The sequence below is a fragment of the Bradyrhizobium sp. Leo78 genome (assembly GCF_059512425.1).
Window position 1 is genome coordinate 84558 of record NZ_JCAMOT010000008.1, and the last position, 13312, is coordinate 97869.

Here is a 13312-nt window from a genome sequence, read left to right on the forward strand (position 1 = left end):
CTTACCTCAGACCGGTTTGTTGACGAAAGCCTCAAACCGAGCCTGATAATTCGACTCGGCGTCTTTGAAGCGCACTGCTTGCTTTTCGACGAACTCGAACGCGCCGATCAGCTCCACGCGCTTGTCCCGCAGGGACAGACGTTTGCAGAACTCATCGAGCGTCAGCGGTTCGACGGCGGGATTGGCGGCTTGGGCGCCTTCGGGTTTGTCGGCTTTTGCCATTTTGTCCTCTCAGGGAGTGTGAACTTCGAGTTGAACATCGGTGATCGGGTCGACCTGACTGCGCACGATCACGGGCGCGAAGCAGTTGAACGTCCCGGCCGCCTGGAACAGCGGCGCCGGAAATTCTCCGCTCACCGCATCCACGTCTTGCTGCGCGATTTCGACCTTCACGAATCCGTTGGCGTCGAACACCGGCAAGTTGGCGACGATGATCCGGCGCAATGCCTTGCGCAGCGCGATCCGCTCGTCCGGATTCAGGCTCCAGGCAATGAACGCGACCTGCACGCTCGCAAGCCAGCCCTCGTGCTCGTTCCAATCCTCGTCGTCGAAGATGTCGGGTTCGATCAGCTCGCCGACGCCGCGCTCTGCCGGCGTCTCGGACAGCAGATGAACTGAAACGACGGGAAATCGCGTCTGCTCATAAATCGGCGTCGCGACCATCACCTTGATTGCGCCGTCGGTTGCCCGCAGCGCTCCGCGCTTCACCTCCGCCTGCAGGCCGAGCGAAATGCGGTCCCGCAGGACTTCCAACACGTCGGTGCTGCAATCCTGGTAGGTCGCGTTCGGCGTGCCGGTCGCGGTCGCGCTGGATGCCCAGGATACGCCATCCCAGTAGTAGGCCCGGTAGTAGTACAGCGTGCCGTTCTGTAGGAGCTGGCTATCCAAGGCCGAGCGCCCGTCGCCCTCATAAACGAGCAACGCGTTCGGATCGTCGTGGTCGGTGAACGTGTCGGCCACCTTGCGCAAGATGCGCCAATGGCGCGCGCTGGCCGGCGGCTCCAGGAAAACCCGGAGCGCATTGCCAACAGCGAGAGGCACAATCATTGCGATCATGCCGAAATGATGATGTCACGACCGTCGCGGCGGTCGGGCGTGACAATAGAATTCTGGCATGGCCGAATACCGCATCTCCATCGACCTCGCCGGCATCACCGCCGCCGCACGCTCCGCCGTCAACGAGCAGGTGTTTCCCCTGCTCAATCAGGCGGTACGCGCCGTCGCACAGCAGACGCAGATCAACTGGATGGAGGCCGTACAGCGGGCGCGGCTATGGAGCGGCGAAAAGCAGCCTTACATCGAATCGATCACGATGCAGATGACGGGCCCGTTCTCGGCCGTCGTCTCGAGCGACTATAAATATGCCGAGGAGATCGAGACCGGCCGGCCGCCGCGCGACCTTAAGCAGATGCTCAACACGAGCACGAAGGTACGCCGCACGAAGGACGGTCGCCGCTTCCTGGTAATCCCCTTCCGCCACAACACGCCGGGCAACGACGCGCATGCGCCGTCCATGCCCCAGCACGTCTACGACCTCGCATCTCAGCTCGCGCCAAGTAAGGTCGTCGGCCAGGGCCAGCGCCCCGCCGGCGAGGTCACATCGGCGCATCCGCGCTGGGGCATGCGCCCGCTCAAGAAGCAGACGCCGTTCCTGTCGAACCCGGCGACAAAATCGACCTACATGGTGTCGCAGTTGCAGTATCAGTGGGGCGGCAAGCTCGGTGCCGGCTCGATGGGGCCGAACCCGAAGGGCAAGGTGGATCGCTACGCCAATATGTACCGCTTCGACACGACCACGCCCGGCGGCCAGCGGCACAGCACGTACATGACATTCCGGATCATGATGGAAGGCCAGACCGGCTGGATCGTGCCAGCCAAGCCCGGCCTCTACTTGGCGAAGAAGGTCACCGATGAGATGCAGCCGCTTGCCGAACGCGCCTTCGGCGAGGCCATGAAGCGCACGCTCGGCTAGGCCGGCATATCCCGGCCGAACAGGTCGAAGCTCCGCATAACCAGGCGCTTTGGCAGGCGCGCGCCCTGGTGCTCGTTGCGGTCGCTCGGGTACGGGCCCCAGCAGAAATACTCGGTGAACCGCGTGCCCGTGATGCTGTAGGTCATGCCTAGCGGCGGCTCGCCGGCGGCCCAGGTCAGCGTGCCGCCGGCGCCGACCTTGGGGATACCGCCCTCGACGATGGCGCCGGCCTGATCGAGCCAGAACACCCGCGCGATCTTGTCGACGTGGACGTGCAGGCGCTCGCCCTCGTCGCCGTGGACCAGCGGCAGCGAGAAGTAGTCCGTGCTGTTGAGCATCACCGCGCGGTCGAACTGGCCCATCTCGTACATGGGCGAATTCTCCGGGATCGACACGACCATATCGCCGTCCTGCCACAGGCCAAACTGCGCCCATTGAAGCTGGACCTTCTGGCTGGCGACACCAGCCACCGCCGGCTTCGCAGTGACCCACAGCCAGCTCTTGCCGCCACACTGCGGGCAACCGACATCGGCCGCGCCCGAGTGCGGGTTGACGCATGGGCACCGGTACGCTTTGCGCCAGAGGAATTTCTGGCCCATGTGGTTGAGGTGCGCGTTGAACGCTGCCGGGTTGAGACGCATCATTTTAGGAGGCCCCCATCACCATAGAGCGAATACCGTGGATCGCCGTCATCAGGCCGCCGTTGCCGCCCTTCGGCCCGTTGAGGATGGTGTCGACCATCTCGTGATACTTCGCGAGGTCGACGCTCATGGACTGCGACAGGCCGTCGGCGCTGATCGAGCCGGATTGCGCCGGGAAGCCGTCCTCGATGGCCTTGAGCACGGCCATCTTCTTGATGGCGTCGATCAGGTCCGGGAAGTCACGCGCGGCGTTCTCCAGGCCGGCCACGTAGGTGATCTTCACCATCATCGGCACGATGCTGTAGCCAGTCAGCGCACGCATGACGAACGAGCCGGCAGTGCTGAACAGCGCCGGCGTTGACGGCACGAACTGCACCTGACCGTACTTCTTGTACTCGCGGATCCACTCGACCGGCATGTCGAAAAACGTGTCGCCCATCGTCGGGAAATCGAACTTGACGCTCTCGACGCTGATGAGCGGCTTGTTGTTCAGCTTGAGCATGCCCCACTGGTCGGGGAAAAACATATCCTGCTTGTAGTCGTAGCCCGGATCCTCAGCCCACGGCATGCTGCCGAGCGTCGCGAGCTCGTCGGCCGTCGGCGTGCCAGGGAAGAACTTGGTCGGAACGAGCGGCACGCGCAGGTCATGCGCGATCTGCGCCTCGGCCGCCACGATCTTGCTCCAGATGTAGTCGTCCGACACCGGCGCGCCGCCAGCGAACCCCTGCGCGGCCTGCATCAGCCGGTCGGCGCGGATCTCCTCGACGATGAAATCCTTGGTGAACAGAAATGATTTTGTCGGCGCCGTGGCCGACTCCACCGTCACCTTGAAACGCTTGACACCGAACCCGCTCGAGCTCGTCAGCACCAGCATGACATCGCCGAGCGCCAGGGCGCCGGTCTCGGTGTCGGTGAATGCGACGGCCACGACGCCAGAAGGCCAGTCCGCGCCGGCATCGGTCGCCGTGCAAGGCTTGGGCACCGACAGCTCCTGCGTGCCGTCGACCGTGAACAGTTGCGCCGAAACCGTGCTCGCCTCGTCGATGGCGACGGGCGCGCCGTCGATCAGCACCGTCACCGCAAGTCGGGCCTGCTGGCCCTTGAAGATGGTCGTCATAGGATCCGCCTACGAAACGGGCCGCACAAAGGCGGCCCTTGAAAGTCGCCTCGAGTGGCGGGCGTTACGGCGTGGGAGTTTCCAACGCCTCGACGCGGGCTTCCAGATCGGCAACCTTGCCGACCAGCTCGAGGATGAATTTGCCGACTTCTTCCTTCTGCGTGCCCAGGTTCAAGTTGTCCAAGAGCTTCGCGATGCGCTCGGTGCGGTCCATGTTGCCTCCGGTTAGGCTTTGGTTTCGGATTCACCGTCGGCGCCGGTTTTCTCGGCATCGTCGGCGGGCTTCTTGGCAGCTTCGTCAGCGGCCTTTTGGGCGGCGGCTGCTTCTTCCGCCTTCTTCGCTTCGGCCTTCTCGATCTCGGCCTTCAGGCGGTCGTGCTTCCAGGTGCCTTTGACATCGACGCCCAGCTCAGCGGCGCGCTTGCGCAGTTCCTCGAGCTCGGCAGCAGCTTCGCCGGTCGGAGCTTTCGGCTCCTGCTTCTTCACGACGCCATCCGGCTCATAGCCGCGAATGGCGAGAAAGACTTCGGCCTGTTCATCCGAGATGTCCTCGGAAATCATACCGCGCTCGTGCGCCTCGAATTTGACGCCGTTGATCAGCTCGGATGCGTTGGGCAACGTGCAGATGACTTTCGACACTTCGTTCTCCTTGAGGGGGACTCGCCGGGCCCACGATGGGGCCCGGCTTGGCGGTCGATCACTCTCCCGCCTGGGTCACCGAACGATTACTCGTCGGTGTGCGGGCGCCACTTCGCGTTGCTGGGCAGGATGTTCTTGATGTAGCCGTGGTGCTTCGGCTTGGTCACGCGCAGGTAACCGAACAAGAACTGGAACCAGGAGATGACCGGCACGCCACCCACGCCGAACGGCAGCGGGATCTTGGTCATCGGCTGGAACTGGCGCCAGCCGATGGCGTCGGCGGACGGGCCCAGGTTCAGCAGCGGCACGCACACGGTGCCCGGGATGTCGCGGTTCACGTCCACGAAGGTCGTGGTAGCGCCGGCCTTCTTCACGATCTTCACCAGACGGAAGTCGTCGGTGTTGTTCGTGCCGTTCTGGCGGCTGCGGTAGTCCGACGACGAGGAGAGTGCTTTTTGCAGCACCACCTCATTCTGCTGATCGGTCGCCTCATTGCTGGCTTCGATGTACACGAACCGGCGCCCACCATCGACGATGGGGGTCGCCTTGAGCATCGAACCAATGCTCAGGTATTCGGGAACGGAGGCCAGCAGGTCAGGTTGATCCATGACGCAATTGTGCTGTCACGACTTTTTCGACCAGCTCACGCGCATAAAAAAAGGCGCCCGAAGGCGCCAAAGGGGATCCCAAGGTAGGGGATGATTATGCGCGGCCCAGCGCTGCGTGCGCCTGCGCGATGACTTGGTTCAGGCGGCCGCGTTCGTCGACCAGATCGGTGTAGCGCTGCTTCGCGGCATCGTCGCCGGTCAGCGCCGCGACGCGCGCGTCCGAAATCTGTTGTTCGATTCCGGACAGGCGCTCCTCGGCGATGGAGAGGATGCGCCGCTCCATGTCCTCGGTCTGCTTCGCCATCGCGCCGAGCTCACCGAGCTGGCGCCGCGTGTTTTCGACATGGGCCTGCATCAGCGCGTCTCCGCCAAACACTGCGCGCGCAGATCCGCGCGCTGGATGGAATAGCACATGCCCGGCTCTTTGCGCGCCTTGGCGATGCAGAAGGAACGGGCGTCCATGTTGGCGATGCTGTAGCAGGCGCTGGCATCGGCGGCGCGCGCCGGCGCGACGATGTACAGCATCGCGAGCACGGCCAGGAGTATGCGTTTGGTTTTCATGTCTCGAATATAATCAAAGCAGAGATGGTTGTGAATCCCTGTCGGCCTGACGTTGTTTCAAATAGTAAGCCACACCGGACTCGTCGAGCCCTTCCAGCGGCGTCGTCATCAGCTCGCGCAGCCCGTACTTCTTGCGCAGGCGGTCGCGCGCGCGGTGGACTTCCGGGTGATCCGGCACGCCGTCGATCAGCTCCACGTCGTTCTTCTGGCCGGTACGGAAGATGCGCCCGTTGCGCTGCGCGTGCGTCATGGCCGTTTGCGGAGTGTCGTACTGATACAACCACTGGCCGCGCTGGATATTCATGCCGGTGGCGCCGGCGTCGGACGCAACTAGGATGTCGGCCTGGGCCTCGCCCTGCTCCGGGTTGAACATCTGCCGCTTGCGGTCCTTTTCTTTGGCACTGTCGGCGCCGGTGATGGTGACGACGCGGTGCCCTTCACGCTCCAGGCGCTCGGTCAGCATCTTCACCGCATCGAGCGAGTGCGCGAACACCACGCCGGGCTTGCCCTTGCGCTCAGCCGCCACGCGCGAGAGCTGGTCGACGTTCGGGTTGTCCGGATGCGTGTTGATCACGCGCTGCACGGCCGACGGTTTCAGGATGCCCAGGTTCTGCTGCAGATCGCGCGCGACGGCCTCGTGCTGATCCTCCGGCACGCCCTCGAACGACGACGGGGAGATCGCGCGCATGGCGGTCACGTCCACCTTGCCCTGCATGCGCGCCAGCCGCGCCGTGCTGAAATGCTGGTCCAGCTCGCCCAGCGCCAGCTTCTGCCCTTCGGACAGGCCGACGCGCATTTCCTGGCGGTCGGCCGCCACGTCCGGGTCGATCTTCGACGGGTAGATGTAGCGCGCCATCTCCCGGCGCAGCGCGTCCTTGGACGCCAGCGTGTCGGCGCCGTAGCGGCGCATGAACGCCGCGCGGTCGTTGTAGCGGGCCGGGTCCATCTTGCGCATCAGGTCGTAGACCTCGGACGCGTCGTTTTTCACCGGGTCGCCGGACGCCATCAGGTAGTACGGCGTGTGGTGCGACAGCGCGTCGACCACGTTAGCGAGCCGCGAGTTTTCCTTGCCGGCGCGGTTCAGCGTGTACTGGCTTTCGTCGACCGTGAGGTAATCGAAGTTGATGCCCTCCTTGTCCAGGACGCCGCGCATCCAGTCCTTGCGCTCGTCGTCGGTCATCGCGTTCAGCCGGTCGGACATCTCCGACTCGCTGACGCCAGCGTGCTTAGCGCCCAGGTGCAGCATGTCGTCCCGGAACGACTGGTGCGTCATCACGGCGAAATGCGTGTCCGGGTTCTTGTACGCGGCGATGCGCTCCTCGCGGCCGGCGCCCGGCTGGATGTGCCAGTTGAATTTGCCGGGCTCGAGGTAGCGCAGCGCCTCGCCGGAGAACTGGCCCTGAACGATGGACGGCACCAGGAATAGGCCGCGCTTCACCTTGCCCTGCCCGTGCAAGTGCGTGAACGAGGCGAGCTGAAGCAGCGACTTGCCGGAGCCGGTGCCGAAGGCCGCCACCACGCGCTTGTTGGCGTCAACCATCTTGACGAGCCGCTGGCGCGCCGCGTTCTTGCCGCCGCTCATGGTCGGATTCCACAGGCGCAGCGGCTGGCCCGGCCGGAAATTCTTGCCGACGACGCCCATCATGCCGGCGATCTGCCGCTCGGCCTCATGGCCCAGGGTGTGCCGCTCGTCGCCGCCGAGCTGGATTTCCTTCGGCGCCTCGTCCGCGCCGCCGCCGAACATATCGTCCTGCGCCGAGAAAAAGCCCATCTGCGCCTGCTCGAACGCCTCCTGCCGGTCACGCGCGGCGTCCAGCTTCTCGGCGACGCTGCCGCTGGCGTAGCGGCCGCCGGCGCGCTCGCGCAGACTGTCGACCAAGGCGCGCTCGCGCTTCACGCGCTCCTCGCGCGCGGCCGGGTCGGTCGCGTCGAGATGGTTCAGGTTGTTGCGGATGACGGCCTTGCCCAGCTTGATCGGCGCACTGGGGTTCAGGCGGTTGTGCGCTTCCGCGAACGACTTCGCGACATTCGAGCGGATCAGATCCTGCACAGCCTCGTAGGCTTTCTCGTTGCCGCGCATCGTGTCGACGTACTTGCCCCACGTCAGGGACGCGGCGCCGACCTTGGCAGCGAGCTCGTCGCGCTGCTGGCGCCACTCGGACCAATCCGGGTTGGTCACCGTGTCGCCGAACATATCCTGCGTCTCTTTCTCCGGCTCGGCGCCCTGGATTCGTTCCAGGTCCGCGCGCAGGCCGGCGGCCTCCGGGCTTTCCTTCGCCACGTTGCGGTAGAAGAACTCGCGCAGCGCGCGCTGGTCCTGCGGCGTCAGCTCGCCGAGCTGCTTGTAGGCGGCCGTCCCCTCCGGCGTGTCCGACAATGCGCGGTGCAGCGCGTCGACCGCTTTCTGGTCGACCGTGAATTTCTGGCGGTTCAGCGTCGAGCGCTGGCCGCCGTAGCGCTGCTCGACGAACTGGTCGGCATACTGGTCGAACCGCTCCGCCAGAGCCTCGGCACGCTGCATCTTGCCGTCTTCGCCCTTGAGCGGCGCCACCGCGTCGAGCGCGGCGCGGTATTCGTCTGACCGGTCGCGGCCGGCCTTGACGAAGAAATCCGCCGACTGGATGTCGGCCACGATGTCGCCCGGCGCATCGCCGTCGGCCGTGCGGCCGCCGATGTAATCGCGCAGCGACTGCTCGAGGTCCGCGCCGGCCTGGAACGGCTCAGCGAGGCGCGGCGCGACGCCGGGCTTCACGTCCATAACCAGGTCTGGCCGGTTGGACACGCCCAGCGGCAACCAGCCATCCTCGTCGTGCTCGCCCTGGATGATGGCGAGGTTGCGCCGCACCTGCTCGAGGTCGGCGCGCTGGATCGGCTTCGCCAGCCGGTCAAGGCCGGCGCCGTTCACGGTCAGGAACGTGTCGCCGGCCACGTTGTCGATGGTGTAGTCGCCGCGCTGCAGGCCGATGGCGCGCACCTGCCGGATGGCATCCTCGATGCCCAGCTTGCCGAGGGAAACCTGGAACTGATCTTTCTTGCCTTGCTTGAGCGCCACGACCAGGGCCGCGTTCGCCTCCATCTCGCCCAGCGCCTGACCCAGCGCCTTCTGCGCCCCGGTCACGGCCTCGCGCCGGCGCGCGTTCAGCTCCTGCGCAGCTTGGAGATCGGCGCCGGTCGCCGCCTCGCCGAGCTCAATTTCCTTGGCCGCGTCCATCAGGTCGCGCGCGGTGCCCAGGGCCTCCTCGCTCGCCTGCATATAGTGGTGCAGGTGAAAATCCTGCATGCCGTCGGCGATCTGCTCTACCTGATCCGGCAGGTCGGTATGGATCCGGCGCGCCAGAACCTGCGCGGCGCCGGCCACGCCCAGCACGTCGACGACGCTGCGGTCAACCAGGGCGTCGCCGCCGACGGCCAGCGCCAGCGAGTTGACGCTGTTGTAGGCGCCGATACCGATATGCTTGCCCAGGGTCTCCTCGGGGTTGGGCCCGGCCAGCTTCTCGAACTCGGACAGGAACGCGCGCGTCTGCAGCGTGCGCAGATCGTTGTTCAAGTCCTCGGCGATCTTGGCGTCGGTGTCCGGGTCGGCGCTGTATTCGAGCACGTAGGCTTTCGGCTCGGCGGCCGCGCGGTCGATCTCCGCACTCGCCTCGCGCGCCTTCTTCTGGATGGCGCGCAGCTTTTTCTGCGCGCGCAGCAGCTCGACCGCCTGCTTGGCATCGGCCAGCGTCGCATTGGCGTCCGGCGCGGCCGGCTCTCGGATGTTCTTGAGCTCGTCGCGGAGAAGGCGCGCGGTCTCGCCGCGCTGCACGGCCGCGCGCCGCTGCGCGTCCGTCATCTGCGACTGCTTGGCGGCGCGCGCCTTGTCCGCCTCCGCCTTGAGCTCGGTATCGGTCAGACCGGCGTCCTCGGCCCGGGCCTTGTAGTCGGTCGAGAAGCCCAGGCCGCCGGGGTTGTCCTTGATCGGGTCGAGATCCTGGACCGACAGCACCTCCGAATCCTTCGCGTCGAGCGGCACTTCGCCAATGCCGGCCTCCATGCGCGCAGCAGAATCGGTGACGATCGTAGCGGCCGACCGATTCATTCGTGGCGTTCAGGCGGCCCAGCGCGTCCTTGCCGTCGTCGGCGCCGTGGCGCGCGCCCGATACCGAGATGGCAGTCGCGAGATCCTTGTGGCCGGAGCCGGCCGCGATGTCGCGCAGCACGCCGTGAACGGTTTGGTCCTCGCCGGAGTAGCCGCCACGGTAGTGGGCGTAGCGATCATGCTTCGGGTACCTTCCGTTGATTGCTCATTTTGGATTGTCTTGCGCCCTATGTGCGCCCGAAAGATTGCCGGTTGCCCGGAGACCCGCGTATTTCCTAGCTCTGCGGGGTTCACACAACAGATTGCGAGTCAGTTTCTGATTCAGATAACCGCTTTTGATACTTGCTCGGCCACGATCTCGGACGGCCACTCCGGCGACTTGTCCTCGTTGACCGTGCAGCGCACGCCGGCATCAATGCCCGTGCGCAGCTTGAGACCGCAGGTGCAGATCACGCGGCTATCGTTGCCCTCGCGCTCGGCGCCGCAATTGCTGCATCGGAAAATCTTGCGCCGGTCGAACGTCTCGCGCATCAGCACGCGGCCGAAGCACGCGCGGCAAACGTGCGGCGTTAAGCGCCACTGGAAATCATCTTGATCGGATTTGCTCATCACCAAAGCCTCAACTGGGAAGGCGCGCCCCGGATCTCGCCACGGAAGGCGAAGCGCGTGCGCCGGTCGTTGTCGCGCAGCGCCGCGACTATCAGCTCGTCGGTCGCGGCCGACAGCTCCATCCGGAGTATCTTGGGCTGGTCGCCCTCCAGGTAGTAGACGCGGCGCTTGGACAGCGGCCGCAGCTTCACAGGCTTTGCGCCCTTCGCGTTCTTGCCGATGACGATCTCGCGCTCGCGGTTGTAGCAGCTTACGCAAATATGAGCACGGATCAGCCGCACGGCCATGCGATGGCAGCGCCCGCATATCGTCGTGCCCTTGAGCGGCGACATGGACGCGGCGGTCTCGCCCGCATGCACGGCGCCGAGCGGGCACACACGGCACTTGAATTGCTGCTCGCTGCCTTCGTGGTTGGCCTTGCGCCACATGCCCGCGCACGCTTCGGTGCTGAGCGTTGCGCGAAGGCGGTCGCAAGCGAAGTAGACCTTGCCCGGCACGTCGTCGCGTTTGAAGTAATCGACCATCCCGGCCCCTTGATCAAAGCATGACCAATTTTATCACGAGGGTCGTCGCAAATTTCAAACAGCGCAGCAGGAATAGCGCAGAAACAACACGCGGTGCCGTGAGTGCGCACGCTTGCGCGTGAAGCGCAGTGAATGCTCGGGCAGGCTCAGATTTGTGTGGATACCGCTATAGCCGTCTGGATACCGCGCGGTATCGGTTTTGGTATCCAACTTTTCTCTTTCAAATCATGGCCCTAGAAGAAGAAGATACCAAGATACCAAGAAATAATAATAGAGAGATCATGTGAGGGGTTTTTGTGTCCTCATGTGTCCCTCACCCGATGGGTGTGTGTCTCTATGGGGTTGTTTTTCCGGACGGTATCTTGGTTGTCTCGGTATCTTTCCTTTCAAATCATCAACTTAACCGATACCGCGCCGATACCGCGAAATACCGGACGGTGCAGGTAACCGCGCTACCCGCTCAATATTGATGACGCGCGCTATCGCGCAACAAATCCGATTAACACAATCAATTGGTCTTATGGTTCGCGCGCGCGCATCATTGAGCTGTGGCCGATGACCGGCCGGTAACTGGGAGACGTGATGAGCCAATCGAACATTCAACTGCGCGGCCACTGCCAATGCTGCTGCCGCATCCAGGCCGTGACCGGCGGCCGCGTCGCGAAGCACGGCTACGAGGTGAAGGATCGCGGCCAGGGTGGCTGGTTCAGCGGCGTTTGCAGCGGCCACCAGTTCGCCCCGGTCGAGGAGGAGCGCCGCGTGTTGGATAGCGTGGTCGCCTCGATCCGCCGTGAGGTCGCCGACATGCGCGCGCTGGCCGACCAGTACGAAGCCGGCGCCGCTCATCCCGAAACATGCAGGACCAGCCGGTACGACCACGAGAAGCGCGAATACGTGCGCGTGCCCTGGGTCGATGCCGAGGAATGGCAGCGCCGCGACGAGATCAATAGCCGGGTTCATACCCTGCGCCAGCGCGCCAACGCAGGCGACAGCCAAGCCAACACGATGACGCAGATCGCCGACGCCTACCACGGCAAGCCGCTGATCGAGGTCGCCAAGGATGCCGGGCCCGCGCCGATCCACGTCGGAGACAAGCGCGTGACCGAGCGCTTCGGCACCGTCGAGGCCAACGAAGTTTGGCGCGGTCAGGTCCACTACAAGGATCCGAAGGGCTTCAATCGGAAGATGAGCACCCGCGCGTGGCGCCTGTTGCCGGCCGCCGCCTGATCCAGCCGCCCCGGCAACCCGGGGCGATTGAGCGCGGCTATCGCCACGATTGAAAAATTCAATCGCCGGTGTTGCGCGCTGACAACCCGCAAAGGTTCGTTCGCGCGCATCATAGAACCGTGCTGATTGATACCGGAGACCGAGATGAAGATCGTAAGCGAAGTGATCCAGCCCGACGCCAGCGCCTGGAGCGCGCTGGTCGAGGTGCGCGGCGTGCTGTTCCGCGCTTCCTACGTCGCCAACCGGCTGAGCTGCGGTCTCGCTCCCTACAAGCACGCGCCGCGCCGCCCGCGCTGGTATCTCGAATCGGTGCAGCGCTGGGCCGAGAAGCAAGTCGCCGCGCTGCCGGCCGAATGGATGCAGATGCACCGCGAGCTGTACCCCGCCTGATCAACCACCCGGGCCCTGCGGGGCCCATAGGAGAAAGGACATGAACCAACGCCAACGCCAGACCATCGAGCAAGTCGCCGCCCGCCTGAAGAAGCCCGCGCTCGGCTCCTCTGTGCGCGGAATCGGCCCGGGTAGCAGCGAGATCAACAAGGCGATCGATCTGCTGGAGAGCAAGGGCTTCGAGGTCACCAGCCGCCTTTACCTCAACACCTGGGTTATCCCGCCGCTGGAGCTCATGCTGTCCGATTCCGCGCAGGACCAGAAACTCGCTTTGAGCCTGTCGCGCTAACACCACCCGCCCACCGCGCGCGGGCCCACCAGGAACCATCGTGAGCCAACCCCGACACCCTGCGATGCCCGGCATCGCGGTAGCGCTGAATGCCGCGATCATAGCCGCCGAGAAAGTGCAATGGATCGCGTGCGGTTGCGAGCCCGGAATTTCCAGAAAGTCCGCCCGCGCCGCCCAGCGCGACGCCCGCGCGAAGAAAGCCGCGCTGCTGGACCTGATCCACGCCGCGCTCAACAACCCCAACCAGGAACCATCGTGAAAGAACCCAAACTCGTCACCCGCGAGGGCCTGCAGTTCAAAGTCATGAGCTCGCGCGAGCGCTGCGTCGAGCTCGGCGGCCGCCATTTCTTCTGCATCGGCCGCGACGCCGACGGCTGGACGCTGTTCGAGCACGACCGGGACATCACGGTCCACGGCCTCGCGCACAACATCGGCCGCAAGTTCGAGCGCCTGCTGGATACCAAGGCGCTGGTCGCCGAGATCCGCCGGCTGGTCGAGACGGGCGACCGCCTGCCGACCGACACGCGGCCGCCGTGGGAGATCGACGCCGCGCGCCACGACGCGAACCAAGCCGCCCTCGCCGAGCAGCGTAGCGCCGCCGGCAAGGCCCAGACCACGCGCCAGCCGTGCGGCGCCCCCCTGTAATCCGACCTGGAG

18 protein-coding genes are annotated in these 13312 nt (G+C 65.0%); 6 read left to right on the plus strand and 12 right to left on the minus strand.

Translation table 11 applies throughout. The features are described 5' to 3' along the window. Nucleotides 1-6: 6 nt before the first annotated feature. Entirely contained in the window at nucleotides 7-222 is a 216-nt protein-coding gene (locus AC5ZG1_RS12630) for a hypothetical protein (protein ID WP_496133040.1), read from the minus strand. 9 nt (nucleotides 223-231) lie between these two features. Beyond that, nucleotides 232-969 (minus strand): hypothetical protein, encoded by a 738-nt coding sequence (locus tag AC5ZG1_RS12635; protein ID WP_496133041.1) that lies wholly within the window; start codon nucleotides 967-969, stop codon nucleotides 232-234. A gap of 145 nt (nucleotides 970-1114) precedes the next feature. Between AC5ZG1_RS12635 and AC5ZG1_RS12640 the strand changes: the two genes are divergently transcribed. Then, on the plus strand, nucleotides 1115-1972 hold the full coding sequence (locus AC5ZG1_RS12640; RefSeq protein ID WP_496133042.1) for a hypothetical protein: 858 nt from the start codon (nucleotides 1115-1117) through the stop codon (nucleotides 1970-1972). Here the strand turns inward: AC5ZG1_RS12640 and AC5ZG1_RS12645 are convergent. The 10 genes from AC5ZG1_RS12645 to AC5ZG1_RS12690 all read right to left on the minus strand — a co-directional run bounded on the left by AC5ZG1_RS12645 (nucleotide 1969) and on the right by AC5ZG1_RS12690 (nucleotide 10749). After that, nucleotides 1969-2616: a hypothetical protein gene (locus AC5ZG1_RS12645; protein WP_496133043.1), complete on the minus strand. Its 648-nt coding sequence runs from the start codon at nucleotides 2614-2616 to the stop codon at nucleotides 1969-1971. The genes AC5ZG1_RS12640 and AC5ZG1_RS12645 overlap by 4 nt on opposite strands. A 1-nt stretch (nucleotide 2617) precedes the next feature. After that, nucleotides 2618-3730, minus strand: a complete 1113-nt coding sequence (locus AC5ZG1_RS12650; protein WP_496133044.1) for a hypothetical protein — start codon at nucleotides 3728-3730, stop codon at nucleotides 2618-2620. 64 nt (nucleotides 3731-3794) lie between these two features. Next, on the minus strand, nucleotides 3795-3944 hold the full coding sequence (locus AC5ZG1_RS12655; RefSeq protein ID WP_496133045.1) for a hypothetical protein: 150 nt from the start codon (nucleotides 3942-3944) through the stop codon (nucleotides 3795-3797). Nucleotides 3945-3955: 11 nt separating this feature from the next. Then, nucleotides 3956-4369: a hypothetical protein gene (locus AC5ZG1_RS12660; protein ID WP_496133046.1), complete on the minus strand. Its 414-nt coding sequence runs from the start codon at nucleotides 4367-4369 to the stop codon at nucleotides 3956-3958. A gap of 86 nt (nucleotides 4370-4455) precedes the next feature. Then, entirely contained in the window at nucleotides 4456-4977 is a 522-nt protein-coding gene (locus tag AC5ZG1_RS12665; protein WP_496133047.1) for a hypothetical protein, read from the minus strand. A gap of 94 nt (nucleotides 4978-5071) precedes the next feature. Continuing rightward, on the minus strand, nucleotides 5072-5332 hold the full coding sequence (locus AC5ZG1_RS12670) for a hypothetical protein (protein ID WP_496133048.1): 261 nt from the start codon (nucleotides 5330-5332) through the stop codon (nucleotides 5072-5074). Next, a complete protein-coding gene (locus tag AC5ZG1_RS12675) occupies nucleotides 5332-5538 on the minus strand; it encodes a hypothetical protein (protein ID WP_496133049.1) in 207 nt (68 codons plus the stop codon). The genes AC5ZG1_RS12670 and AC5ZG1_RS12675 overlap by 1 nt, the downstream gene beginning before the upstream one ends. Nucleotides 5539-5551: 13 nt before the next feature. Continuing rightward, complete coding sequence (locus tag AC5ZG1_RS12680) at nucleotides 5552-9616, minus strand: helicase-related protein (protein ID WP_496133050.1); 4065 nt, start codon at nucleotides 9614-9616, stop codon at nucleotides 5552-5554. 321 nt (nucleotides 9617-9937) lie between these two features. Continuing rightward, a complete protein-coding gene (locus AC5ZG1_RS12685; protein ID WP_496133051.1) occupies nucleotides 9938-10225 on the minus strand; it encodes a hypothetical protein in 288 nt (95 codons plus the stop codon). Continuing rightward, nucleotides 10225-10749 (minus strand): hypothetical protein, encoded by a 525-nt coding sequence (locus tag AC5ZG1_RS12690; RefSeq protein WP_496133052.1) that lies wholly within the window; start codon nucleotides 10747-10749, stop codon nucleotides 10225-10227. The genes AC5ZG1_RS12685 and AC5ZG1_RS12690 overlap by 1 nt, the downstream gene beginning before the upstream one ends. 582 nt (nucleotides 10750-11331) lie before the next feature. Here AC5ZG1_RS12690 and AC5ZG1_RS12695 point away from each other — a divergent pair. From AC5ZG1_RS12695 to AC5ZG1_RS12715, 5 genes are all read left to right on the plus strand, one after another. Beyond that, nucleotides 11332-11976 (plus strand): hypothetical protein, encoded by a 645-nt coding sequence (locus AC5ZG1_RS12695; protein ID WP_496133053.1) that lies wholly within the window; start codon nucleotides 11332-11334, stop codon nucleotides 11974-11976. Between the two features lie 144 nt (nucleotides 11977-12120). Beyond that, nucleotides 12121-12366, plus strand: a complete 246-nt coding sequence (locus AC5ZG1_RS12700; protein WP_496133054.1) for a hypothetical protein — start codon at nucleotides 12121-12123, stop codon at nucleotides 12364-12366. 40 nt (nucleotides 12367-12406) lie between these two features. After that, complete coding sequence (locus tag AC5ZG1_RS12705) at nucleotides 12407-12655, plus strand: hypothetical protein (protein WP_496133055.1); 249 nt, start codon at nucleotides 12407-12409, stop codon at nucleotides 12653-12655. A 64-nt stretch (nucleotides 12656-12719) separates the two neighbouring features. Further along, nucleotides 12720-12914, plus strand: a complete 195-nt coding sequence (locus AC5ZG1_RS12710; protein ID WP_496133056.1) for a hypothetical protein — start codon at nucleotides 12720-12722, stop codon at nucleotides 12912-12914. Then, entirely contained in the window at nucleotides 12911-13300 is a 390-nt protein-coding gene (locus AC5ZG1_RS12715) for a hypothetical protein (RefSeq protein ID WP_496133057.1), read from the plus strand. Before AC5ZG1_RS12710 ends, AC5ZG1_RS12715 begins: the two co-directional genes overlap by 4 nt. Nucleotides 13301-13312 lie beyond the last annotated feature (12 nt).

What these genes read in the sequence shown, in the direction of transcription:
- AC5ZG1_RS12685 (WP_496133051.1), bottom strand. Translation starts at nt 10,225, where the DNA reads ATGAGCAAATCCGATCAAGATGATTTCCAGTGGCGCTTAACGCCGCAC.
- AC5ZG1_RS12695 (WP_496133053.1), top strand. Translation starts at nt 11,332, where the DNA reads ATGAGCCAATCGAACATTCAACTGCGCGGCCACTGCCAATGCTGCTGC.
- AC5ZG1_RS12675 (WP_496133049.1), bottom strand. Translation starts at nt 5,538, where the DNA reads ATGAAAACCAAACGCATACTCCTGGCCGTGCTCGCGATGCTGTACATC.
- AC5ZG1_RS12710 (WP_496133056.1), top strand. Translation starts at nt 12,720, where the DNA reads ATGCCCGGCATCGCGGTAGCGCTGAATGCCGCGATCATAGCCGCCGAG.
- AC5ZG1_RS12705 (WP_496133055.1), top strand. Translation starts at nt 12,407, where the DNA reads ATGAACCAACGCCAACGCCAGACCATCGAGCAAGTCGCCGCCCGCCTG.
- AC5ZG1_RS12650 (WP_496133044.1), bottom strand. Translation starts at nt 3,730, where the DNA reads ATGACGACCATCTTCAAGGGCCAGCAGGCCCGACTTGCGGTGACGGTG.
- AC5ZG1_RS12680 (WP_496133050.1), bottom strand. Translation starts at nt 9,616, where the DNA reads ATGAATCGGTCGGCCGCTACGATCGTCACCGATTCTGCTGCGCGCATG.
- AC5ZG1_RS12700 (WP_496133054.1), top strand. Translation starts at nt 12,121, where the DNA reads ATGAAGATCGTAAGCGAAGTGATCCAGCCCGACGCCAGCGCCTGGAGC.
- AC5ZG1_RS12665 (WP_496133047.1), bottom strand. Translation starts at nt 4,977, where the DNA reads ATGGATCAACCTGACCTGCTGGCCTCCGTTCCCGAATACCTGAGCATT.
- AC5ZG1_RS12640 (WP_496133042.1), top strand. Translation starts at nt 1,115, where the DNA reads ATGGCCGAATACCGCATCTCCATCGACCTCGCCGGCATCACCGCCGCC.
- AC5ZG1_RS12645 (WP_496133043.1), bottom strand. Translation starts at nt 2,616, where the DNA reads ATGATGCGTCTCAACCCGGCAGCGTTCAACGCGCACCTCAACCACATG.
- AC5ZG1_RS12690 (WP_496133052.1), bottom strand. Translation starts at nt 10,749, where the DNA reads ATGGTCGATTACTTCAAACGCGACGACGTGCCGGGCAAGGTCTACTTC.
- AC5ZG1_RS12670 (WP_496133048.1), bottom strand. Translation starts at nt 5,332, where the DNA reads ATGCAGGCCCATGTCGAAAACACGCGGCGCCAGCTCGGTGAGCTCGGC.
- AC5ZG1_RS12655 (WP_496133045.1), bottom strand. Translation starts at nt 3,944, where the DNA reads ATGGACCGCACCGAGCGCATCGCGAAGCTCTTGGACAACTTGAACCTG.
- AC5ZG1_RS12630 (WP_496133040.1), bottom strand. Translation starts at nt 222, where the DNA reads ATGGCAAAAGCCGACAAACCCGAAGGCGCCCAAGCCGCCAATCCCGCC.